Source organism: Paenibacillus melissococcoides (assembly GCA_944800085.1).
GTDB lineage: Bacteria > Bacillota > Bacilli > Paenibacillales > Paenibacillaceae > Paenibacillus_B > Paenibacillus_B melissococcoides.
Window position 1 is genome coordinate 170001 of the sequence record CALYLO010000013.1, and the last position, 23130, is coordinate 193130.

A 23130-nucleotide genomic window follows, 5' to 3' on the forward strand; every position below is an offset into this window, starting at 1 on the left:
GCAAAAACACAGGTCTGTGCGAAGCCGTAAGGCGAAGTATACGGGCTGACGCCTGCCCGGTGCTGGAAGGTTAAGGGGAGTGGTTAGCCGGAAGGCGAAGCTATGAACCGAAGCCCCAGTAAACGGCGGCCGTAACTATAACGGTCCTAAGGTAGCGAAATTCCTTGTCAGGTAAATTCTGACCCGCACGAATGGCGTAACGACTTGGGCGCTGTCTCAACGAGAGATCCGGTGAAATTTTAATACCTGTGAAGATGCAGGTTACCCGCGACAAGACGGAAAGACCCCATGGAGCTTTACTGCAGCTTGATATTGGACTTTGGTACGGTCTGTACAGGATAGGTGGGAGCCTGGGAAGCCGGAGCGCCAGCTTCGGTGGAGGCGCCGTTGGGATACCACCCTGATCGTATCGGAGTTCTAACCTGGGACCGTGAAGCCGGTTCGGGGACAGTGTCAGGCGGGCAGTTTGACTGGGGCGGTCGCCTCCTAAAGAGTAACGGAGGCGCCCCAAGGTTCCCTCAGAATGGTTGGAAATCATTCGAAGAGTGCAAAGGCAGAAGGGAGCTTGACTGCGAGACCTACAAGTCGAGCAGGGACGAAAGTCGGGCTTAGTGATCCGGTGGTACCGCATGGAAGGGCCATCGCTCAACGGATAAAAGCTACCCTGGGGATAACAGGCTTATCTCCCCCAAGAGTCCACATCGACGGGGAGGTTTGGCACCTCGATGTCGGCTCATCGCATCCTGGGGCTGAAGTAGGTCCCAAGGGTTGGGCTGTTCGCCCATTAAAGCGGTACGCGAGCTGGGTTCAGAACGTCGTGAGACAGTTCGGTCCCTATCTGTCGCGGGCGTAGGAAATTTGAGAGGAGCTGTCCTTAGTACGAGAGGACCGGGATGGACGTACCGCTGGTGTACCAGTTGTCTCGCCAGAGGCATAGCTGGGTAGCCAAGTACGGAAGGGATAAGCGCTGAAAGCATCTAAGCGTGAAGCCCCCCTCAAGATGAGATTTCCCGCATTGGTAAGACCCCTTGAAGACGACGAGGTAGATAGGTTGGAGGTGGAAGTGCAGCAATGCATGGAGCTGACCAATACTAATCGGTCGAGGGCTTATCCTAACTAAGATGATTTGATGATTTTTACTTTCGCATTCAGTTTTTAAGGTACAAACCTTATCTGTTTGGTGGCGATAGCGGAGGGGTTCCACGCGTTCCCATCCCGAACACGGCCGTTAAGCCCTCCAGCGCCGATGGTACTTGGACCGCAGGGTCCTGGGAGAGTAGGACGCTGCCAAGCAGGCAAAGACCACTGACTTCTGTCGGTGGTTTTTTCTTTTTCTGAAGTCATTTCCCCCGGGTGGAAGCGCAGGGAACCAGACGGTGGAGGATGAATTGCTGCATACATACAGTATTTTTTGCCATCTGAGTCGATAAACGCCGGAATTCCTGCAAAACTGCATCTTTCCACTCTCTTTTGAAGGAAGTCCAAGCAAACCGGCGGAAATTGCTGCCTTTTTGCAGGAGTCTCTTTTTGGAGAAGCCGTGCATAGCCAATTCCTGCGTTTTTACAGGATTTCTTGCTGCGAATCTACGTCTGTCGGGGAATACTGCAGCTTTGCAGAATTTCTAGAGGTGTACGCATAAGCCTTACGCATGTCCAAGGCTTCCCGAGTGTATTAGTTTCAACTGGTCACGCAAGCCGTCTCCGGAAGACTGATTTACCACTTTACTAACCGTACAACCCTGTATGGTGCGGTGCGTCTATCTTCGCGAGGACCATAAATACAATACACGACTAAACTGTACTGGTGGTGCAAGCATACGAAATCAGGCTTAGGAATATAGTGCCAGCGCAGGCGATGTTTAAGCAAGCAGGCTTCCTTTTCGAGACCAGTATTGATGGAGAAACTAAACTTCCGGCGTTGTGAGCAACTTAGATTAATTTGTTCACATGTCAGACCCGACGGAGAAAAGGGCGCTATCTATACCCCGATCGCAAATATAAAAAATGTTATCCACCTGTGAATATCTTTTTGAACTGCAAAATGCTGCATGTTATCCTCATCATCCACATTTTCATGCACAATTTCCACCTGAAATGCTCCGTTCGAATAATGGATATCCACAGATGGGCGAAAAATGAGATATCGAACCAGCAGGTAACTTTCGACAGAGGATTCCCCCAGCCGGCAACGCCTTGAATGATCAGCTCATGGGGAATGCTCATTTCGGAGGACTGCATTTTACTCCATTAAATCCAGACAAGGAGAGCCCCCATTTAAAAAACAAATCTTTGATGCGATTAAAGATCTGACTCGGCATACCTCACCTTTTCCACATTTCCCACAAGAGGGCAGAAAGTTCTTCCTAATCTCATTGTCCTAACTCCTCGTATAGTATTTCCTAAAGGCAGTTTTGAGTCTTTTTCCAGTCCTTTATAGGAACATAGAATGCCTTCAAAATTTCCAGCTTGCACATTGAAAATTAATATGGGGACTGGACTTTCCGGAATGTCTCCGGACAATGGAACTTAGGGTTCCATTCGGGGAAATTCGTTTCACTCCTGTAGTCCAATCTACTTTTTAAGTCTGTTTCTCCGGTACTCGCTTGCACTTCTTACCCGCTGGCTGTTCCCTTCGGCAACTCATGCCCGACTGTAGCAGCGTCGGGGCAGCTCATGAACCGAAGCGTGTTCTCATATGCGAGGGTGATTGATCGGCGAGTCCGCCGGAGACAGTCCGGAGAGTCCGTTCCCTGAATCCCTTATAGAAAGGAGGAATTCTCTTGAAGCTTTTTGTCGGTATTGACGTCAGTTCCGAAGAACTGGAAGCCTGTTTGATGAAATCGGATGGCGACACCCTGGAGACCTTCAAGACCACCAACAATCTGCACGGCGCCTCTTACTTGCGGGATCGCATCATTTCTGCTGCGGTCAAGACAGCCTGCTCTGAGGTTCATATCGGGCTTGAAGCCACATCCGTCTACAGCTGGCATCCAGCCATGTACTTGCATGAGGATGAGGCCCTTCAACAATTGAATGCCAAGGTGTTCACCATTAATCCGAAGCTGATTAACAAATTCAAAGACGCTTATGCCGACCTGGACAAAACCGATCGCATCGATGCCTGGATCATTGCAGACCGCCTGCGTTTTGGCAGACTCACGACGACTATCGTGATGCAGGAACAGTACATCGCCTTGCAGCGGCTCACTCGCATGCGATTCCATCTCGTACACAACCTCACCCGCGAGAAGCAATACTTTTTGCAAAATCTGTTCTATAAGTGCAATGCTTTTCGCGCGGAAGTGGACAGTTCCGTGTTCGGCCATGCCATCATGGAAATGCTCTCGGAAAAGTATAGCCTGGATGAGATGGGGAATATGGATGTCGCCCATTTGGCTGACTATCTAAAGGACAAGGGGAGAAATCGTTTCCCCGATCCCGAACACGTCGCCCGCTGTATTCAAAAGGCGGCTCGGGCCTCGTACCGCCTCTCGAAGGTTGTCGAGGATTCCATTGATTTGGTGCTGGGCACCTCAATTCAGTCGATCCGGAGCATCCAGCGTCAGCTTAAAGAGCTCGACAAGGCGATTGAGCGCATTTTAGACGGCATTTCCAGCAGCCAGTGCCTCCGTTCCATTCCGGGCATTGATCGGGTCTATGCCGCAGGCATCCTGGCCGAGATCGGCGACATCGACCGCTTCACGGATCAAGCCGCCTTGGCCAAGTATGCGGGTCTGACGTGGCGCAAGCACCAATCCGGCTCCTTCGAGGCGGAAGATACAAAGCGCATTCGTTCCGGCAACCGATTCCTTCGCTATTACCTAGTTGAAGCTGCCAACTCGGTAAAAAACCGCGACCCGGAATTCGGGGAGTATTACCGGAAGAAATTCAATGAAGTCCCTAAGCATCAACACAAACGTGCCCTCGTCTTAACGGCAAGAAAACTTGTGCGTCTGGTCGATGTGCTGCTACGCAACGACCAACTCTATACGCCCAGAAGGAAGGTGAAGCCGACAGAGCAATAATGCCTTGGCTCAAGAATTTTCTTCTCTAATTCCCAGTTAAATTATGGTATTTTACTTAATTTTCGACTGGGTCTAGTTTGGTGATGCCTTTTTTGGGATTGATCCTGCTGCACGCCAAGGAAATTTTCCAATTCTCATAAATCAGGGACTTGACATCATACCGCTGGACTTATGCTAATCTGATTGTCTGACCTTCGCTTGCCACAGTGAGCTGCACATGCATCATCTTCAGCATTCTTCAGCATGAGTCACTCTGAATAATCCGGATCACTCACAGTGAGCGAGCTTTCTCGATTAGAAAAGCGTGCATAGAAGACATTGGCCTATGCCCACTCCTCAGATCATCGCCCTGCTCGATGCAGCGGGCGCATCTATCCTACATCAGCCATATCCCCTTATTTCTTTTTGAAGTTCAAGTTTATTCTAGGTCAACTTTTGGTAGACTAAATAAGGAGCTGGCGTATGGAAAATCCGCTTGAAAACCCAAGAAAAAAGTGCTATCATAAGGTCAAGGTCAAAGAAAGTCAAAGTCAGACTTAATTTGACAAAAACCCATTGTTTTTGTCATCACCGAATAAGTTACAGTCAAAAATGGTTAAAGCTAATATAGAGAGAAATGGACGCAAAGTCCAGCGGTATGATGTCAAGTCCCTGATTGATGAGAATTGGAAAATTTCCTTGGCGTGCAGCAGGATCAATCCCAAAAAAGGCATCACCAAACTAGACCCAGTCGAAAATTAAGTAAAATACCATAATTTAACTGGGAATTAGAGAAGAAAATTCATGAGCCAAGGCATTATTGCTCTGTCGGCTTCACCTTCCTTCTGGGCGTATAGAGTTGGTCGTTGCGTAGCAGCACATCGACCAGACGCACAAGTTTTCTTGCCGTTAAGACGAGGGCACGTTTGTGTTGATGCTTAGGGACTTCATTGAATTTCTTCCGGTAGTACTCCCCGAATTCCGGGTCGCGGTTTTTTACCGAGTTGGCAGCTTCAACAAGGTAGTAGCGAAGGAATCGGTTGCCGGAACGAATGCGCTTTGTATCTTCCGCCTCGAAGGAGCCGGATTGGTGCTTGCGCCACGTCAGACCCGCATACTTGGCCAAGGCGGCTTGATCCGTGAAGCGGTCGATGTCGCCGATCTCGGCCAGGATGCCTGCGGCATAGACCCGATCAATGCCCGGAATGGAACGGAGGCACTGGCTGCTGGAAATGCCGTCTAAAATGCGCTCAATCGCCTTGTCGAGCTCTTTAAGCTGACTCTGGATGCTCCGGATCGACTGAATTGAGGTGCCCAGCACCAAATCAATGGAATCCTCGACAACCTTCGAGAGACGGTACGAGGCCCGAGCCGCCTTTTGAATACAGCGGGCGACGTGTTCGGGATCGGGGAAACGATTTCTCCCCTTGTCCTTGAGATAGTCAGCCAAACGGGCGACATCCATATTCGCCATCTCATCCAGACTATACTTTTCCGAGAGCATTTCCATGATGGCATGGCCGAACACGGAACTGTCCACCTCCGCGCGAAAAGCATTGCACTTGTAGAACAGATTTTGCAAAAAGTATTGCTTCTCGCGGGTAAGGTTGTGTACGAGATGGAATCGCATGCGAGTGAGCCGCTGCAAGGCGATGTACTGTTCCTGCATCACGATAGTCGTCGTGAGTCTGCCAAAACGCAGGCGGTCTGCAATGATCCAGGCATCGATGCGATCGGTTTTGTCCAGGTCGGCATAAGCGTCTTTGAATTTGTTAATCAGCTTCGGATTAATGGTGAACACCTTGGCATTCAATTGTTGAAGGGCCTCATCCTCATGCAAGTACATGGCTGGATGCCAACTGTAGACGGATGTGGCTTCAAGCCCGATATGAACCTCAGAGCAGGCTGTCTTGACCGCAGCAGAAATGATGCGATCCCGCAAGTAAGAAGCGCCGTGCAGATTGTTGGTGGTCTTGAAGGTCTCCAGGGTGTCGCCATCCGATTTCATCAAACAGGCTTCCAGTTCTTCGGAACTGACGTCAATACCGACAAAAAGCTTCAAGAGAATTCCTCCTTTCTATAAGGGATTCAGGGAACGGACTCTCCGGACTGTCTCCGGCGCACTCGCCGATCAATCACCCTCGCATATGAGAACACGCTTCGGTTCACGAGCTGCCCCGACGCTGCTACAGTCGGGCATGAGTTGCCGAAGGGAACAGCCAGCGGGTAAGAAGTGCAAGCGAGTACCGGAGAAACAGACTTAAAAAGTAGATTGGACTACAGGAGGGAGACGAATTTCCCCGAATGGAACCCTAAGTTCCATTGTCCAGAGACATTCCGGAAAGTCCAGTCCCCATATTAATTTTCAATGTGCAAGCTGGAAATTTTGAAGGCATTCTATGTTTCTATAAAGGACTGGAAAAAGACTCAAAACTGCCTTCAGGAAATACTATACGAGGAGGGCAGAAGATGCGCAATATTTCCGATTTGATTGAGCAGCATTTGAAAATCATGCTGATCGACAGCCCGGAAGGCGCCGTGGAGATTCAGCGGAACGATCTCGCAGAGCAGTTCTCCTGTGTTCCTTCCCAGATTAACTATGTGATCAGCACTCGCTTCACTCTGGAGAAGGGTTACGTTGTGGAGAGCAAGCGCGGCGGCGGCGGCTATATCCGCATCCAGCGGATTGAGCTTCCGGATCAGCGGGCGATTCATACCCATCTATGCGAATCGATCGGGAATCGGATCGGGCAAGAGGCAGCGGAAGGGCTCATTTATCAACTGGAAGAAGCGAACGTCATTTCCCGGCGGGAAGCGATACTGCTGCGTGCAGCGGTATCACGCGACAATCTGGCGGTGAAGCTGCCCTACCGGGACGAGATCCGCGCCCGTCTCCTCCGGGCGATGCTGCTCGGGCTGTTAAGCAAGCCATAATGTATGCCGCCTTTATTTTAACCCGGGGGAAGCAGGAGCCAATCCGACTGCGGATCCCTTTTACTATAAGTGAATCCACCAGGATAAGGAGGAGAATGGCCATGATGTGTCAACAATGCGGTCAGAAGCCGGCTACTCTGCACTTTACGAAAATCATTAACGGGCAGAAGACGGAATTCCACATCTGTGAATCGTGTGCCCGTGAGAAAGGCGAATGGATACCGGGCACGGCTAACGGCTTCTCCATCCACAATTTGCTGTCAGGACTGCTCGATTTCGATTTGTCCGGCGGGGCGGCCAAGGGAAGCGGCGACTACGGGGCGCAGAAGCCTCAAGCGATGCGCTGCGAGAAATGCGGGCTGACCTACTCCCAGTTCGGGAAGCTGGGCCGGTTCGGGTGTGACGAATGCTATTCCTTCTTCGGCAACCGGCTTGATCCGCTGCTGAAGCGAGTGCATGGCAATACGGTTCATACCGGCAAAATTCCGAAGCGCGGCGGCGGGCGCATTCAACGCAAGCGCGAACTGGATGAGCTCAAGCTTGAGCTTCAGAAGAGCATTGCGCAGGAAGAATTCGAACGGGCGGCGCAGCTGCGCGACCGTATTCGGCAGTTGGAGAAGGAAGGGAACGAAGGGGGCCCTGACTCGTCTGCCCTGCATGGCTAAACCCCTGTACGATAGAATGACAACGATGAATGATCGGCAAGGTGAAAGGAGATGACGAAAATGGCCCAACGCCAATTCATGGAGCATGCGATAAGTGACTGGATGCGCGGAACGGGACCGGACTCCGAGATCGTCATCAGCAGCCGCATCCGCGTAGCGCGCAACCTGTGCGGCGTGCCGTTCCCGCTGCTTGCGACGAACCAGCAATCGGTTGAAGTGCTGAACCAGCTGGCCGCGGTCATCGAGCAGCCGGAGATGTCAGGCTTCCATACGACTTTCCATCGATGGAACCTGGCGGAACTAAGCGATCTGGAGAAGCAGGTGCTGGTCGAGAAGCATTTGATCTCGCCTGCCCTCGTGAATGAATCGCGCAACGGGGCGGTCATTCTGAGCGAGGATGAATCGATCAGCATTATGCTGAACGAGGAAGATCATTTGCGCATTCAATGCCTGTACCCGGGACTGCAGATTCGGGAAGCGTGGGAGCAGGCCAGCCGCATCGACGATGTGTTCGAGGCGCATGTCGACTACGCGTTCGATGAGAAGCGGGGATTCTTGACCAGCTGCCCGACCAATGTGGGCACGGGGATTCGGGCCTCCGTCATGATGCATCTGCCGGCCCTCGTCATGACGCAGCAGATTAACCGCATTTTGCAGGCCGTCACCCAGGTGGGACTGGCGGTGCGCGGCATCTACGGCGAAGGCAGCGAAGCGATAGGCAATCTGTTCCAGGTGTCGAACCAGATTACGCTTGGCCAATCGGAGGCCGAGATTATCGACAGCCTGTACAGCGTCGTGAAGCAAATTATCGAGCATGAGAAGGCGGCCCGCGACCAACTGCTGGAGAACAATCGCATGCGCCTGACGGATCGCATCTGCCGATCCTACGGAATATTGAAGCATGCGGCGATTATGGATTCCAAGGAAGCGGCCCAACGGCTGTCGGACATCCGGCTTGGTTCGGATCTCAATATTTTGAACCATCTCAATCCTTCCGACTTCAATGAACTGCTCGTGATGACACAGCCAGGCTTCCTTCAGCATATATACAAGAAATCATTGTCTACGGAAGAGCGCGACATGTATCGGGCTAGATTGATACGCGACAAATTAAGCAAATCGAAAACGACCAATGGAGGTGCTTGAGTATGATGTTCGGAAGATTTACGGAACGTGCCCAGAAAGTATTGGCATTGGCTCAGGAAGAAGCCGTCCGTCTCGGACATAACAATATCGGAACCGAGCATATTTTGCTTGGCCTGATTCGGGAAGGCGAAGGCATTGCCGCCAAGGCGCTCGTGGCGCTCGGCCTCGGCCTGGAGAAGATTCAGGACGAAGTCGAATCCCTGATTGGCCGCGGGCAGGAGCAGCCGACCAATATCGCTTACACCCCGCGTGCCAAAAAAGTGATTGAGCTGTCTATGGACGAAGCCCGCAAGCTTGGCCATACGTATGTGGGCACGGAACATATTTTGCTTGGCCTGATTCGGGAAGGCGAGGGCGTAGCCGCCCGCGTGCTGAATAACCTCGGCATCAGCCTGAACAAGGCGCGCCAGCAAGTGCTGCAGCTGCTGGGCAGCAGCGAAGCGGTATCCAGCCATCATGGGCAATCCCAAAATGTGAGCACGCCGACGCTGGACGGACTGGCGCGCGACCTGACGGCTGCCGCCAAGGAAGGCAATCTCGACCCGGTCATCGGCCGCAGCAAGGAGATTGAGCGCGTTATCCAGGTGCTGAGCCGCCGCACGAAGAACAATCCGGTCCTCATCGGGGAGCCGGGGGTCGGGAAGACTGCCGTAGCGGAAGGGCTCGCGCAGAAGATTATCAACAACGAGATTCCGGAGACGCTGCGCGACAAGCGCGTCATGACGCTCGATATGGGCTCTGTCGTGGCCGGCACGAAGTACCGGGGCGAATTCGAGGATCGGTTGAAAAAAATTATGGATGAGATCCGCCAGGCGGGCAATATCATCCTGTTCATCGACGAACTGCACACGCTGATCGGCGCGGGCGGAGCGGAAGGCGCCATCGATGCGTCCAACATTTTGAAACCGGCGCTGGCCCGGGGCGAGCTCCAATGCATCGGGGCGACGACCTTGGATGAGTACCGCAAATATATCGAGAAGGACGCCGCGCTGGAGCGCCGCTTCCAACCGATAACGGTCGATCAGCCAACGATTGAAGAGACGATTCTGATTTTGAAAGGGCTGCGGGATCGTTACGAAGCCCATCACCGCGTCAAAATTAGCGATGAAGCGATTGAGCAGGCCGTGAAGCTGTCCGACCGCTATATTACGGATCGCTTCCTGCCGGATAAAGCCATCGACCTGATTGACGAGGCCGGGTCCAAAGTACGCTTGAACTCCTACACGGTACCGCCAAATCTGAAGGAGCTGGAAGCTCGTCTGGAAGACATCCGCAAGGAGAAGGACGCTTCCGTGCAGAGCCAAGAATTCGAGAAGGCCGCAGCGCTCCGCGATACGGAGCAGAAGATGCGCGAGGAGCTGGATTCGGTGCGGAACCAGTGGAAGGAGAAGCAGGGCCGCATGGATTCTGAGGTAACGCCGGAAGATATCGCCCAGATCGTCTCCAGCTGGACCGGCGTGCCGGTCGTCAAGCTGAAGGAAGAAGAGACGCAGCGTCTCCTCAATATGGAAGAGGTTCTGCATGAGCGCGTCATTGGCCAGGACGAAGCAGTCAAGGCGGTCAGCCGGGCGATTCGCCGGGCACGCGCAGGCTTGAAGGATCCGAAGCGCCCGATGGGCTCGTTCATCTTCCTCGGTCCGACCGGGGTCGGGAAGACGGAATTGGCCCGCGCGCTGGCGGAGTCGCTCTTCGGCGACGAGAATGCGGTCATCCGCATCGACATGTCCGAGTACATGGAGAAGCATTCCACCGCGCGTCTGGTCGGAGCGCCTCCGGGATATGTCGGCTATGAGGAAGGCGGCCAGTTGACCGAGAAGGTGCGCCGCAAGCCATACTCCGTCGTGCTTCTCGATGAGATCGAGAAGGCGCATCCGGAAGTATTCAACATCCTGCTGCAGGTGCTGGAGGATGGACGCCTGACCGACTCCAAAGGACGGGTCGTCGACTTCCGCAACACGCTCATCATTCTGACGTCGAATGTCGGAGCAGAGGCGATTAAGCGCAATACGACGCTCGGCTTCACCTCCCCCGACAACAATGAGCGCGACTACAACAATATGAAAGACAAAGTGATGGCGGAATTGAAGAAGAGCTTCCGTCCGGAATTCCTGAACCGGATCGACGAGATTATCGTCTTCCACTCGCTGGAAGAGAAGCATATCGCCGAGATCGTAACGCTGATGGCCGAGGAGCTTCGCAAGCGGCTGAAGGAGCAGGATGTCGATTTCGAATTGACCGATGCGGCCAAGGCGTTCCTCGCCAAGGAAGGCTACGATCCGGCCTACGGAGCGCGTCCGCTTCGCCGGGCGATTCAGAAGCATATCGAAGATCGCCTGTCCGAGGAATTGCTGAAGGGCGATATCGAGAAGGGCGATTCCGTCACGATCGACGAACAGGACGGCAACCTGGTCGTGCTGCGCAATACGCCGGCCAAGGCCTGACATTTTGTGAGGATGCATCCATCCGAGCGCATCTCCTCCTCAGGGAGGGGATGCGTTTTTTTAATGAAATGCGAAAGTCCTTTCACCCCCTACTTAAAAATGGTAAACTTAAAGATAATGTACAATCCTCGGCAAAAGCCAGTCAAAAAATTGCACGCTTTATCTTTGTATCGAGCTATGCCGATAAACCTAATATAGATGTGGCAACCTATACAATGATGAGTCAGTAGGAGTGTCGGCTGCTATGGCCAAAGTAAAAACCAAGTTTTTCTGTACGGATTGCGGATATGAATCCCCGAAGTGGATGGGCAAATGCCCGGGCTGCGGCGAGTGGAACACAATGGTGGAGGAGCGGGAGACGGTCGTCAAGACGGCGGGCGTCCACACTTCCCTCATTCAAACGAAAGAAAAACCGCAATCGATCATACAAATAGAAAGTAAACAGGAAGCGCGCCTGTCCACGACGATCGATGAATTGAACCGCGTGCTCGGCGGCGGCGTGGTGCCGGGCTCGCTCATCCTCGTGGGCGGCGACCCGGGCATCGGCAAATCGACGCTGCTGCTGCAGGCGTCCAACGCGCTGGCAGCAAGCGGCCTGAAGGTGCTGTATGTGTCCGGGGAGGAATCGACGCGCCAGACGAAGCTGCGCGCCGACCGGCTCGGGGTGCTATCCGAGCGCTTGTTCGTCCTGAGCGAGACGAATTTGCAGTATATTGAAGAGGCGATCGAGGCCATGAGCCCGGACTTTCTCGTCATCGACTCGATTCAGACGGTATATCAGCCGTCGGTCGAATCGGCGCCCGGCAGCGTGGCCCAAGTTCGCGAATGCACAAGCGTGTGCATGCGCATTGCGAAGGGAAGGGGCATCGCGACCGTGCTCGTCGGCCATGTGACGAAGGAAGGAGCCATTGCCGGCCCCCGGATGCTGGAGCATATGGTGGACTGCGTGCTCTATTTCGAAGGCGAGCGCCATCACTCGTACCGCATCCTGCGGGCCGTGAAGAACCGCTTCGGTTCCACGAACGAGATCGGCATCTTCGAGATGACGGAGGGCGGGTTGACGGAAGTGAAGAATCCGTCGGAGATGTTCCTTCAGGAACGCCCGCTGGGCGTCTCCGGATCGACGGTTGTCGCCAGCCTGGAGGGAACGCGGCCGGTGCTTGTCGAGATGCAGGCGCTCGTGTCGGCGACGAACTTCCCTTCGCCGCGGAGAATGTCGACGGGAATCGATCATCAGCGTCTGTCGCTTATCATTGCCGTACTGGAGAAGCGCATGGGCATGTTCCTTCAGAACCAGGACGCGTATGTGAATGTGGCCGGCGGGCTGAAGCTGGATGAGCCGGCGGTCGATCTCGCGATTGCGGTCGCCCTGGCGTCGAGCTTCCGCGATATGCCGACCCAGGCCTATGACGTGGTCTTCGGCGAGGTGGGACTGACAGGAGAAGTGCGCGCGGTGTCCCGTGCGGAACAGCGCGTGAAGGAAGCCGAGAAGCTCGGCTTCAAGCGAATTATTTTGCCAGAGAAGAGCCTGCGGGGATGGACCCCTTCTGGACATATTGAGATAGTGGGCGTAAATACGGTAGCGGAAGCATTGACCGCGGCGTTAGGTTAGGGGGCTTAGATAGAGAATGAAGGACAGTCAGCAGGATATTATGAACGATCTGTTGCGCATGGTGGCGCCGGGCACGCCGTTCCGCGATGGACTGGAGAACGTGCTTCGGGCGAAGACAGGCGCGCTTATCGTCGTCGGCTACAGCCCGGAAGTGATGGAGGTCGTCGATGGCGGCTTTTCCATCAACAGCGATTTCTCTCCGAGCTACTTGTATGAGTTGGCCAAGATGGACGGCGCGATCATTTTGAGCGAAGACGTGAAGCGCATCCTGTATGCGAACACGCAGCTGATCCCGGATTCCTCCATCCCGTCGATAGAGACGGGGATTCGCCACCGCACAGCGGAGCGGGTCGCGAAGCAGACGGGCAAGCTGGTCGTATCGATCTCCCAGCGCCGCAATATCATTACCCTGTACCAAGGCAGCCTCCGGTATGCGCTGAAGGAGATTGGCGTCATCCTGACGAAGGCGAATCAGGCGATCCAGACCTTGGAGAAATATAGAGCAGTGCTCATCCAGGGAATGACGAACCTGACCGCTTCCGAATTCGAGGAGCAAGTGACGCTGTACGATGTCGTCAATGTGTTGCAACGGATCGAGATGGTATTACGTATTAAAATGGAGATAAAGCGATACATCAACGAACTGGGAACGGAAGGCCGTCTCATCAGCATGCAGTTGGAAGAGCTGGTCAGCAACACGGAGGAGGATGCGTGGCTGCTGCTCAAGGATTATGCCCGCGACAACGGGGATGACAAAATCCGCGAAATTCTCGTTCAACTCAAGAAGAGCACCGCCGACGAGCTGCTGGACGCCCATCATCTGATTCGGCTGCTTGGTTACCCGACGACAAGCGCAATTCAGGATGAATCCGTATCGCCGCGCGGTTACCGCGTGCTGAGCAAGATTCCTCGCTTGCCGAACGTCATCATCCAGAACCTGGTGGATACGTTCCAATACTTGCCTCACGTCATGATGGCTACGATCGAAGAACTGGATGACGTGGACGGAATTGGCGAAGTGCGCGCACGCGCCATCAAGGAAGGGCTTAAGCGCATTCAGGAGCAGGTATTCATTGACAGGCAAATTTGATTTTCCTACAATGAAAAGATGAACGTTGGGCATAGTAAAATTAGAGGTGAACCTATGATTACAAAGTCCATTCCGAGCTTGTTTACCGTCGGTAACCTGTTCCTCGGAATCATTTCCATCATGCTTGCGTTTCATAATAATTATGATTTGGCTGCTCTCATGATTATCATCGCAATGCTGCTGGACGGTCTCGACGGCCGCGTGGCCCGGGCCTTGAACGCGCAAAGCGAATTCGGCAAAGAGCTCGATTCCTTGTCCGATGTCATTTCCTTCGGTGTGGCGCCGGCATTTATTATGTACGTTGTCGCTTTCAGCGATATGAACCCGGCGTTGGGCTGGGTAGTGACCGCCATCTTCCCGATTTGCGGGGCGCTCCGGCTGGCCCGCTTCAACGTGAAGGCAGGCATTCCGGGCTACTTCATCGGCTTGCCGATTCCGGCCGCAGGCGGCGTAGCCTGCACCCTGGCGCTGTTCCATGAAAGTATTCCGGCACCGTATCTCATCATCGCCATGCTTTTATTATCGTACTTAATGGTTAGCACCGTGAAATACCCGAATTTCAAAAAGGTCGGCATTTCCAAAAAAGCGCTCTGGCTGACGCCTTTCGTCATCGCGGCAGCCGTCGGCATCGCGCTCTGGAAGCCGGAGCAGACGCCGAAGCTCATTTTCGTGCCGCTGGTTCTGTACGCTCTGCTCGGCTTAAAAAAAAACGTTAGGATGCTGAACCGGCGTCGAGGCAAACAGCGAGATTCGGAAGAATGGGTCCGCTCGAAGCATTCGTAACGGCATCCTGCATTTGCTATCGTTCATGAGTTTATACCGAAGAAGCCCTCTCCATCGGCGGAGAGGGCTTTTTTGCGTGCCCGGACACAAAAAAGCAGCCGCGCATGCAGCTGCTTCTTCAAGACAAGTTAAAGATACCGAGCGTATCGCAACGGCTGGATTCCTGCTTCACCACATCGTCAAGACTGATATCGAGGAGGTTGCACAGAGCCGACATGTAGAACAGATGCTTACCCAGTTCATGCTTCACGATATCTTTGCAATTTTCGCATAAATGGCCGTTGTAGCGGCGCATTTTTTTTGGCAATGTTTATCAAGATATTTGGCAAAATTGCGCCGTTATAGAAGTGAGGTTCTCACCCTTTCGTCTCAATGATTTCTTGACATTCTTCAGCCGAAATGTACTTAGGAACATACGACTGAAGCTTATCTTCATCAGCAAAACCTTTTCGCCAGCAGTCCATAAGAAATGCGAAAAATAGGCTCTTCATTATGCATTACCCCCTTCGTCCATCATACCCATCACAGCCAACTGCAACGCGTCAAGCTGCCTCCGAAGCTCTTCGTTCTCCGCCTGTAGCTTTTCAATCGGGCCGGGCTCACGTGGTCTATTGCGTTCTGCTTCATAAGCTGCCTCGTACTCTTCTTCCGTAATAAGATGGATGTCCTCGTGTTCCGGGATTTCTTCCCTTGACTGCTCTGTTATGACATAAAAGTCATATGATTCTGAAGGATATACCAGTGTGCCCGGGACAAACTTGTTCGTGTCCAAACCCTTGTAATCATAGTTACCGCCTCTCGGCCCTATAACATTTGTTAATTTTAATCCAATCATGTTAATCCTCCTTATCGATATGCGTGTGCTCCAAGAAATTGAATAACGCCTGAGTCTGATGTGCTTTTGTCTGTCATTTCGTAACTAAAGGACAGGTTGTTTCTCGTAATAATAGTATGCTTGCGAGCTATCGGCGAATAACTTTGTCGTGCTACATACAGTTTTGTCTTGCTTAAAAAAACAGCTTCCTCGGCGCTGACACTTCCGGAAGGCATTGTGAAATAAGGTACTGCTGCATGGTTTAAAATTCTTACAGGGTCTCTATCTCTATAACCTCTATCAACAATGAACGTGTTAGAGCCGTCACGAGTGACTGCGATTACTTCGTAGTCGGGAGCAGAAGAATCCACATTGTTTTTTGATATGAGTTTTCCCGCATGGTCATACAGTTCATATGTTTTTGAAGAGCCACTCAACACGATAAGTACAACATTATCGCCTACCACCAAACTACTCGCCGCAAACTCCCGTGGAGCGCCCAGATGTACTGCCCTCACAACAGTTCCGTTTGGCGACACCTCATGTAGCTCCGATTGGTATTTTACCGGGGAACCTGATGTTGTTTCTTTGACTAGTACAAAATTATTATCCTTGTTGATAAACATGCCTTTCCCAACATAGTTTCCCAGCATGTCAAAGAACGTGCTTGTTAGGGCGAGGTTGCCCTTCGCTTGTGGAATACCACTAATTGCAGCAGCCAATTGGTCAAACGTACTATTCGCGGAGACTGGCCCGCCACCTTTGTCGTTGATGACCCCCGCGACTTTCCCTTTCCCATCAACGACAGATTGCTTTACCGAATCGAGCTCCGTTATGATATTGCGCGATTGGACGGTCAGTGCACCGTTAACAGTGAGCCCGCCCGTGATAGTGCCACCCGAGCGCGGCAGACTTGCGCTTTTGGCGTTCGATTCAGCTTGGTTTGCTTTTGCCTGTGCCCCTTCAGTCGTTTCCTTTGCATTCCAAGCCGTCCGCTCGGCAGCCGTAATATGCCGGACTTGATCCTCAGTATGAGCTTCGATGGCTCCTTGTGCATTGACAGCTGCTTGCATCGCCTCGTTTACGGCCTTCGGCGTGGCTGCCTTCGTCTCGTCGGTGCTGTCCGTTGCATTTGATAGCTGGGTGATGCCCGCCTGGGTCAGGGAAGCAGCCGGAACCTTCACATCATCAATCCGCTGGCTGAGCTGGTATATCCCTTCCTCAATGTTATTTAGGTTTCGGGCTGATATCGGCGTGCCTTCCTGGATGACTTCGCCAGTCGGTGCAACGATATGGTCACGCCATTCGGTGCGGTTATATGCCAAGCCCCTCGACCTCCATTTCAATCAATCTATATTTGAATGCTACATACAAGCCCTTACTCGCTGGCTTGATGAATTCTCTTTCAGCCCGGGCAACAATATCGCCGTCATGGTCTATCAATTCAACGTTTCCAATTTGACCCGCGACACTGTCATCGAAATAGATGTACACTCGAACTGTATCTCCCTCGGCAGTAAGCTTCATGAAGTCAATCCGTTTCGTCTCGCCTGAGTTTTGATATGCTGCATGAGAGAGAGAATCGGCGAATCTTTGTAATTGCTTTTGAAGTCCGATTTCTGTAAAAGTCTTCACGACGTCGTCACCTCGTTAGCAGGTGGCCATGTGCCACATTTGATTGTGTTGCAGGGAGGAGTATGGATCAAGTAACCAACCCCTGTCGGCCACGTCCCGCATTTGATGGTATTACAGAGCGGCAGCCCTACAGAGCCGAAGCTGAAGGTAGATTGTATCACTACAGTCGATCCGGCCCCTTCTTCGATGCCGTAACTAGGCTTTGAACGAGCTGGCTTTACCTTCATCACTTCTGCATCAATGACGGCGATGTCATTAATTCCGCTCGGTGCCGAGCTGCCCAGGTAGACAATAAATTCGGCCCAACGCTCCGGGTCATGGATATAATAGGGCTCGATATATGAATGCTCATATCCAAGCGCCCGAAGCGCGGTAAGTATGCCTTCCTTGGTTCCGGCTTGTTCCGCTATAAGGTTCTTCATCATCAACCGTAAACGATACGCCTCAACGTCTTCGCCCTTTAATCGTGGCATGTCCCGATCCCGACCGTGTTCGAGTAGCATCGTCTCGCTTGCAGAGATGATCATCGATTCCTCGCGGACGCGGAAGATGTCTTCCTTCGTCTGGTCAAACAATTTGCCAATTACCTTGAGAAAGATATAGAACTGATTATCCTTCTTGGCAATTTTTTTTAATGGGCCATATAGGAGATAAAACATGTAATCACTGAATTTTTGAAACATGTAGTTACCCCCTCATCAGCCTAACGGTGACCTCACCGAGAACAATCACCTTGGAGTTGTCCAAGACAACGTCTTGCGGCGGATTATTGACCTTTACGTTCCTGACGTCGAGTTCCTTCCGAATCGCGAAAATGATGTCTGAATGATTCAATTCATTCAGGCTGCGACCTTTTTTGATTCGGAGGAGCTCTGTCAGAATGGCCTTGGCGCGCTCTTCTATGCCTGCATCGGATGCATCCGATGCTATCCAAATGGTTATATCAATGTCCTGTGTCACCGTATCCGATGCCTTAACCAGGAGGTTGTCGTCCGGGCCTTTTATCTTCTCGGCCTCCTCTCGGACTTTTTGAAGGAGGCCTTCTGATGGTGTGCCCGCCGTTCCCGTGACAATGATGTCAATCGTGCCCTGGCCGCGAGGGTGAAGGTCATCGACGCGTACATATAGCACGCCGGGGATAGCTTCGCATACGTTTTTGTACTTGGCAGCTATCGGCAACGTGGAGAGCTCCGCCCAGGAATTCAATGTTCGTGCCCGTAGGCTCTCTATATCTTCGAGGTCGCTGCCTTCACGGGTAATCCAATCTACATCATTTGTAATCTCGTCTATGCTCTCGATGTGGGTCAATGACCGCCGGATTTGACCGGGCGGAACGTTGTATGTTGATCCTGCCTTTTCGGCCTCTACTGCCACACGATGGGATAGGGCATCCGCTGGCATTGTGCTATTTTCCAGGGCGATGAACCGGAGTTCCTCGCCGAGCATATCCGGTTCCGTCCGGAAAACGTCTCCTTTGGCAATCTTGACTGCTTTTCCTGCCGCCTTGCGCTTCAACGTCACGAATCCCCGTGTTTTTACGGGCTGTTTTCTCCGCTTGGAGAAGTCCGCTGCTTTCAGCTCCAACCAACCGGATTCGGCATGCGCAACAAACTGGTTGTTCAACACCTTTCGCAAAAGAAGAACCAAGTCAATCCGTACTTGAATGGCAATCATCATCAGCGTATAGAATACGCCGCCCGTGAATAGATTCGTTATGACGAAGCCTTCTTGTTCAAGCTCTTCCCGCAGCTTGTTTTTTGTCTCTTCCCGGTCGGGGATGGGGAGCAGTTGATCCAACACCTTATCATCAATCAACGAGTACCACCTCAACTTTCACTCTGTCCAGGTCGACATCAAGCTCATACAAGCGTTCGTCGCCTCGAAACCTGAAGGAAGCATGAACGGTAATGGCATCCCCCCTGAACGCTGTAATGACCTGAATTGTGTCCGCGTCAATCTCGATCCGGCGCTCCAGCTTTTCCTTCACGCGTTGCTCGATTTCCAGCCTCGTGAGCTCATCATCCTGCGACTGGATAAACTCCAGCAATGACCACCCCCAGGACTCGTCATAGAAAAGCTCGCCTTCCTGGGTCAACGCTTCCAATCGGATATCTTGGAATAAACAATCATAGTCAGTGACGAGCAAGGCCTCGCCGTTTGCGGCTGCCGCTGGCTGCCAGTTGGCATCCAGACGGATGTCTGAATCGTGAAGGCCTGCCATTACTCCACCGCCGCCTTGCCAATGATATGGGCATCCACTTGTCCGTAGAGAAGAAGCACGGCCACAATATCACCTAGATCGAATTTCTTGTCAGACTTGACATTCGGGATCTCCGGAAACCGCTCATCAACCGTGCGAGCTTCGTTTAGCATCTTCAGGTTATATTCGTGGATATCCGTCCCCTCGCTAACCCTGGTCACTTCGGCGAGCATTCCGGCGGCGAGCTGCACATGAGGATATTGCTCTTTGATCCGCTTATCAATGACCGCTTGAATCATGTCCTCTAACAAGATACCGCCCTCCTTAAAAGTAAATTCGAGTTCGGATAAATCCCGTTGCCGATGTGGAAAATACAACCTTTTTGACAGCGAACTCGCCCGATACCTTCGGATGTTGTACCCGAATAACATGCGAATGCCTAACAAAAGGGACGGACACGGTTTCGAGTTCCCATGCACCGCCTGAACGCTCCAGTGAGATGATATTCTCGGCATAGACAAACTCGTATATGAGAGGCTGTTCCGGCTGCTCTCCCCAGTAGAAGACATTACCCGAGAAGAAAAAGGGCATCTGTGCTTTCCAAATGGAACGGATATCCTCAATGACTGCAAGTGCAGTCTTCTGAAGAATAGGAAGCCGGGCTTTCTTCGGGAACATCTTGGGAGAGAGCACCGAATTTGATATCCCTGCTTTGCCGAGCAAGTAGTTCAGCATCTCCTGGGGAGTCACATCCAAAAAGGTGTTCGATACTATCGTCTCTTCCAGCAGTATCATTCCATCCTTCAGGATGATTTCATTTTGGTTGGCAGAAGAATATGGACTGACCACATACCCCTCGAATACGTCATGGAACTCTCCATCATAGCCGAGCTCGATACTGGCCGGAGCCTTCCGACTAATCGAAAGCTTATCCTGGAATTGCTCCGTAAATCTGACCTTTGCCCAATCAAAGTATGAGTCAGCCGAAGAATACACTTCGATTTCTATTCCTTCTTGGAGTTCATATTCCTCAATGGTGACACGTATCTCGGGATAGAAGAGCTCCATCTCCAGATCCATCATTCGTCCTCCTAGAACGGCAGAGCAGCGAGCTTTTGATTCGTCGAGACAGGCGGCGGGATATCCGTCGCGGCTGTCTTGCTTAATTTAGGTGCGGTTCCCCGGGAACCTGTATCCAGGTAGTTTTGATAATTGGCATTCAGATTGATTCCCGAACCCGAACCGCTCGATGCGCTGCTGCTCTTTTCATTCTTTTTCTTGCTGGATTTCTTGCTTGCCACAATTTTAACTGTCCCGTATTGCCAGAACTCAATGCTGACGGTCATCGCGGAATTCTTGCTCTGTTCTTTGGTCACCAGATTTTTAAAGATAACCTTCGAGATACCACGGGCAGCGGTGTGCTCGTTTACAATGGTGTGCATGACTGGCCTTGCTTGACCCGGCTTCCGGAATAGCTTCTGAATGACAGCCAGTTTTTGCAGTTTCGTGAGCTTCGGGCCATCCTCCAAAATAAGCTCAAGCGTTACCTTGGCGTCCTCATATCCCGTGGCCTGCTTCGGCCGCGCCGCCTTGCCCTCGATTTCCTGTTCCTCCACGCGAGCATCCTCTTTAATTTCAAGGCTCTTGAACAGGCCAGGGAGGACAACCTTGCCGACCTTTACTGTACTTTCATCGACATAGATCATGCTCTACCTCCCGTTGATGGGGTCATGCCGTTGCTGTTGGTATAGTCTCGGATTTCTTCAAGCAGTTTGAACAGGGCAGGCAAGTCCTTCAGGCTGCTTAGGTCGACCGACAACTCCAATCTTTCGATGTTCATGCCTCTGTCGGTTTCCTTTGTGGTGGTATTGCTCTCGGAACGGTTCATGATCGTCTCGCGTAGGTTGATTTTCTTCACGTCATCACGCGAAAGATCCATTTTGGCAAAGGCACGCTCCGTCATTTCTGCCGGAACGTTTTCGCTCTGTTCCATCCCTGTGCCAATCGTCTCGAATACTCGACGGCCTGATAACGTCAGCTCGGATAGCGGGCCTTCATGTGCATCGGAGAAGGGAAGAAGCTCCCTGACCTTTGCTAGTCCTGATTTCACCATATTGACTGGTGCGTTAATGACGCTCTTGATCCCGTCCGTGAAAGTCGTAATGACTTTAGAACCGGACTCTCGGAACCAGCTCAATGTGCCAGTAATGAAGTCTTTACACCACTGAACACTTTTTTGGAATACATCCGTAATGCCGCTCCAGAGATTCGAGAAAAAGCTCTTAATGCTGCTCCAATTATTGATGATCAGCATCGGAATTCCGATGAATGGGAAAAATGCAGCGATTGCGACCTGAAGCCAACCCGGCATCCCATTGAACAAATTGCGAATCCAATCGAAACCCGCGACGATGCCGTTCACGAAGCCATCCCATAAGCTCGAAAGGAAACTCACGACGGCATCCCAGTTTTGCCATAACAGTACGAGAGCAGCTATCAAGGCCATAATACCGACCACGACCCACGTAATCGGGTTGGCAAGTAGTGCAGCCGTAAATGACCATACCGAAGCAATCAGACCGGGCATTGCTCTGACGGCGGTCATTATCGCCTGACGTGCCATGTGCGCCATACCAACTGCCACATTCTTTATTCCGGTCACGGCTCCCTTCGTAACCGTTCCAATACCTTTGAATCCGGCCCTGATACCGTCCCCGGCATAGAGGGCCATAATCCTGATCGTCGTGAGCATGCTTGGTATTGCTCTTAACGCTGTCCGAAAGCCGCGAACGATGCCGCTTGTCTTGGTAATAACCATGCCTACAGCACCAAATACACCGATAAGCGTGCCCAGTCCGGTCAAAAGACCTCCGATGGTCAATAGGACAATGGCGAGAACTTTGACAAGCTCCTGATTCTCAGCAATCCATTCTCCGACACTCTGTAATACTCTCTCTCCTTGTTCAATTATCTGATTATAGGTAGGGAGGAGCTGTTTCCCGATCTCCTCAGTAAGATTACGAACTCGCTGAGTTAGCCGGGTATATTTTTCGCCTTCTGTTTCATTTATTGCGCCCGCCATCTTAGTAGCGATATCTGCCCCTTGCCCCATAGAGTCATAAAGAAGCAAAATGTTATCTTGTAGTTCACCCGTTTTGTTATAGAGCAGGTCAATCAAGGCTACGGCTTCATCTGTACCGAATGCTTTTTGTAGCTGCATCTTCTCCGCTGCATCCATCGTCTCTCCGAACTTGCCACGGAGAAGAGAAAGGATCTCAGGCATCGATAGCAGTTGGTTATTCGTATCTGTAAACTTCAATCCAAGCTCTTCACCCGCCTTCGCTGCTGAGCGGAAGAACGCTTTATATTTTGTTCCCGCCTCAGACCCGGACATCGTAGCTTGTAGCATACCCACAATGGCGAGCTGTTCTTCGAGCGGTACATTCGCCGATGTTGCAGCTGCCCCGAGCGTCTGAATCGCTTGAGACATTCCAGAACCGGATGTCTTGAATATCCGGATGGAATCGGATATGCCCGCCGAGAAAGCTTCAGCAAATTCAATGTCCGACATGTCCTTGTAGTAATCCTTATAGATCCCGTACCCTGTAGCAAACAACGATGTCATCTCTTCAACGGAGGGCCTTAGTCGCTTTACCCGTCAGGCCAGCCAAACGAGTATATTCCGCAACGCCTTCATCCGTCAGAGATGCAATCCCGGATTTGATTGAGTACGCTGCCGTCAAAAGTCTGATTTTGTTGTGCCAGCCCACTGATCGGAAAAGTCTCTCGCAGCCTGCTCCAAGAGC

19 protein-coding genes, 2 rRNA genes and 1 pseudogene (1 of these 22 cut by a window edge) are annotated in these 23130 nt (G+C 52.1%); 10 read left to right on the forward strand and 12 right to left on the reverse strand.

The annotated features are described in order from the left end of the window. From OCY70_RS30930 to OCY70_RS30940, 3 genes are all read left to right on the forward strand, one after another. Positions 1–1115, forward strand: a 23S ribosomal RNA gene (locus tag OCY70_RS30930); it begins 1812 nt to the left of the window's first position. A gap of 61 nt (positions 1116–1176) precedes the next feature. Beyond that, positions 1177–1293: ribosomal RNA gene (gene rrf / locus OCY70_RS30935) — 5S ribosomal RNA — on the forward strand. Between the two features lie 1487 nt (positions 1294–2780). Then, positions 2781–4025 (forward strand): IS110 family transposase, encoded by a 1245-nt coding sequence (locus tag OCY70_RS30940; protein ID WP_261944707.1) that lies wholly within the window; start codon positions 2781–2783, stop codon positions 4023–4025. 796 nt (positions 4026–4821) lie between these two features. Here OCY70_RS30940 and OCY70_RS30945 read toward each other — a convergent pair. Next, positions 4822–6066, reverse strand: a complete 1245-nt coding sequence (locus OCY70_RS30945) for an IS110 family transposase (protein ID WP_261944499.1) — start codon at positions 6064–6066, stop codon at positions 4822–4824. Between the two features lie 407 nt (positions 6067–6473). Between OCY70_RS30945 and OCY70_RS30950 the strand changes: the two genes are divergently transcribed. The 7 genes from OCY70_RS30950 (at position 6474) to pssA (ending at position 14675) form a co-directional block, all read left to right on the forward strand. Beyond that, a complete protein-coding gene (locus tag OCY70_RS30950; protein WP_213431084.1) occupies positions 6474–6938 on the forward strand; it encodes a CtsR family transcriptional regulator in 465 nt (154 codons plus the stop codon). Positions 6939–7039: 101 nt separating this feature from the next. Then, positions 7040–7603 carry a UvrB/UvrC motif-containing protein gene (locus tag OCY70_RS30955; protein WP_213431083.1) on the forward strand — a complete coding sequence of 188 codons (564 nt, stop codon included), beginning with the start codon at positions 7040–7042 and terminating at the stop codon, positions 7601–7603. A gap of 60 nt (positions 7604–7663) precedes the next feature. Next, a complete protein-coding gene (locus OCY70_RS30960; protein WP_213431082.1) occupies positions 7664–8749 on the forward strand; it encodes a protein arginine kinase in 1086 nt (361 codons plus the stop codon). A 2-nt stretch (positions 8750–8751) separates the two neighbouring features. After that, on the forward strand, positions 8752–11190 hold the full coding sequence (gene clpC, locus OCY70_RS30965; RefSeq protein ID WP_213431081.1) for an ATP-dependent protease ATP-binding subunit ClpC: 2439 nt from the start codon (positions 8752–8754) through the stop codon (positions 11188–11190). 244 nt (positions 11191–11434) lie between these two features. Further along, complete coding sequence (radA, locus tag OCY70_RS30970) at positions 11435–12802, forward strand: DNA repair protein RadA (protein ID WP_213431080.1); 1368 nt, start codon at positions 11435–11437, stop codon at positions 12800–12802. Between the two features lie 16 nt (positions 12803–12818). Next, positions 12819–13892: a DNA integrity scanning diadenylate cyclase DisA gene (disA, locus tag OCY70_RS30975; protein WP_213431079.1), complete on the forward strand. Its 1074-nt coding sequence runs from the start codon at positions 12819–12821 to the stop codon at positions 13890–13892. 54 nt (positions 13893–13946) lie between these two features. Further along, positions 13947–14675: a CDP-diacylglycerol--serine O-phosphatidyltransferase gene (pssA, locus tag OCY70_RS30980; RefSeq protein ID WP_197253706.1), complete on the forward strand. Its 729-nt coding sequence runs from the start codon at positions 13947–13949 to the stop codon at positions 14673–14675. A gap of 118 nt (positions 14676–14793) precedes the next feature. Here the strand turns inward: pssA and OCY70_RS30985 are convergent. The 11 genes and pseudogenes from OCY70_RS30985 to OCY70_RS31035 all read right to left on the reverse strand — a co-directional run. After that, positions 14794–14955: pseudogene (locus OCY70_RS30985) on the reverse strand (DUF1573 domain-containing protein); the annotation flags it as partial. A gap of 210 nt (positions 14956–15165) precedes the next feature. After that, positions 15166–15510: a hypothetical protein gene (locus tag OCY70_RS30990; protein ID WP_213431383.1), complete on the reverse strand. Its 345-nt coding sequence runs from the start codon at positions 15508–15510 to the stop codon at positions 15166–15168. 11 nt (positions 15511–15521) lie between these two features. Continuing rightward, a complete protein-coding gene (locus tag OCY70_RS30995; RefSeq protein ID WP_213431382.1) occupies positions 15522–16814 on the reverse strand; it encodes a phage tail protein in 1293 nt (430 codons plus the stop codon). Beyond that, entirely contained in the window at positions 16804–17124 is a 321-nt protein-coding gene (locus OCY70_RS31000) for a hypothetical protein (RefSeq protein ID WP_213431381.1), read from the reverse strand. The genes OCY70_RS30995 and OCY70_RS31000 overlap by 11 nt, the downstream gene beginning before the upstream one ends. Further along, the gene (locus OCY70_RS31005; RefSeq protein WP_213431380.1) at positions 17121–17807 is read right to left on the reverse strand and encodes a hypothetical protein; all 687 of its coding nucleotides are present in this window, start codon (positions 17805–17807) and stop codon (positions 17121–17123) included. The genes OCY70_RS31000 and OCY70_RS31005 overlap by 4 nt, the downstream gene beginning before the upstream one ends. A 4-nt stretch (positions 17808–17811) precedes the next feature. Next, on the reverse strand, positions 17812–18939 hold the full coding sequence (locus OCY70_RS31010) for a baseplate J/gp47 family protein (protein WP_261944656.1): 1128 nt from the start codon (positions 18937–18939) through the stop codon (positions 17812–17814). After that, on the reverse strand, positions 18932–19345 hold the full coding sequence (locus OCY70_RS31015) for a DUF2634 domain-containing protein (protein WP_213430853.1): 414 nt from the start codon (positions 19343–19345) through the stop codon (positions 18932–18934). The genes OCY70_RS31010 and OCY70_RS31015 overlap by 8 nt, the downstream gene beginning before the upstream one ends. Further along, entirely contained in the window at positions 19345–19635 is a 291-nt protein-coding gene (locus OCY70_RS31020) for a hypothetical protein (RefSeq protein WP_213430852.1), read from the reverse strand. Before OCY70_RS31020 ends, OCY70_RS31015 begins: the two co-directional genes overlap by 1 nt. A 13-nt stretch (positions 19636–19648) precedes the next feature. Beyond that, entirely contained in the window at positions 19649–20404 is a 756-nt protein-coding gene (locus OCY70_RS31025) for a serine/arginine repetitive matrix protein 2 (protein ID WP_261945408.1), read from the reverse strand. 11 nt (positions 20405–20415) lie between these two features. Beyond that, positions 20416–21030 carry a transcriptional regulator gene (locus OCY70_RS31030; protein WP_213430851.1) on the reverse strand — a complete coding sequence of 205 codons (615 nt, stop codon included), beginning with the start codon at positions 21028–21030 and terminating at the stop codon, positions 20416–20418. After that, positions 21027–22949: a phage tail tape measure protein gene (locus OCY70_RS31035; protein ID WP_390955194.1), complete on the reverse strand. Its 1923-nt coding sequence runs from the start codon at positions 22947–22949 to the stop codon at positions 21027–21029. The genes OCY70_RS31030 and OCY70_RS31035 overlap by 4 nt, the downstream gene beginning before the upstream one ends. Positions 22950–23130: the final 181 nt, after the last annotated feature.

Excerpts from the sequence above, each read along its gene's own strand:
- OCY70_RS30950 (WP_213431084.1), top strand. The coding sequence starts at position 6,474 with ATGCGCAATATTTCCGATTTGATTGAGCAGCATTTGAAAATCATGCTG.
- OCY70_RS30990 (WP_213431383.1), bottom strand. The coding sequence starts at position 15,510 with ATGATTGGATTAAAATTAACAAATGTTATAGGGCCGAGAGGCGGTAAC.
- disA (WP_213431079.1), top strand. The coding sequence starts at position 12,819 with ATGAAGGACAGTCAGCAGGATATTATGAACGATCTGTTGCGCATGGTG.
- OCY70_RS31030 (WP_213430851.1), bottom strand. The coding sequence starts at position 21,030 with ATGATCTATGTCGATGAAAGTACAGTAAAGGTCGGCAAGGTTGTCCTC.
- OCY70_RS31015 (WP_213430853.1), bottom strand. The coding sequence starts at position 19,345 with ATGGCAGGCCTTCACGATTCAGACATCCGTCTGGATGCCAACTGGCAG.
- radA (WP_213431080.1), top strand. The coding sequence starts at position 11,435 with ATGGCCAAAGTAAAAACCAAGTTTTTCTGTACGGATTGCGGATATGAA.
- clpC (WP_213431081.1), top strand. The coding sequence starts at position 8,752 with ATGATGTTCGGAAGATTTACGGAACGTGCCCAGAAAGTATTGGCATTG.
- OCY70_RS31035 (WP_390955194.1), bottom strand. The coding sequence starts at position 22,949 with ATGACATCGTTGTTTGCTACAGGGTACGGGATCTATAAGGATTACTAC.
- pssA (WP_197253706.1), top strand. The coding sequence starts at position 13,947 with ATGATTACAAAGTCCATTCCGAGCTTGTTTACCGTCGGTAACCTGTTC.
- OCY70_RS31005 (WP_213431380.1), bottom strand. The coding sequence starts at position 17,807 with ATGTTTCAAAAATTCAGTGATTACATGTTTTATCTCCTATATGGCCCA.
- OCY70_RS30960 (WP_213431082.1), top strand. The coding sequence starts at position 7,664 with ATGGCCCAACGCCAATTCATGGAGCATGCGATAAGTGACTGGATGCGC.
- OCY70_RS31025 (WP_261945408.1), bottom strand. The coding sequence starts at position 20,404 with ATGGATCTGGAGATGGAGCTCTTCTATCCCGAGATACGTGTCACCATT.
- OCY70_RS30955 (WP_213431083.1), top strand. The coding sequence starts at position 7,040 with ATGATGTGTCAACAATGCGGTCAGAAGCCGGCTACTCTGCACTTTACG.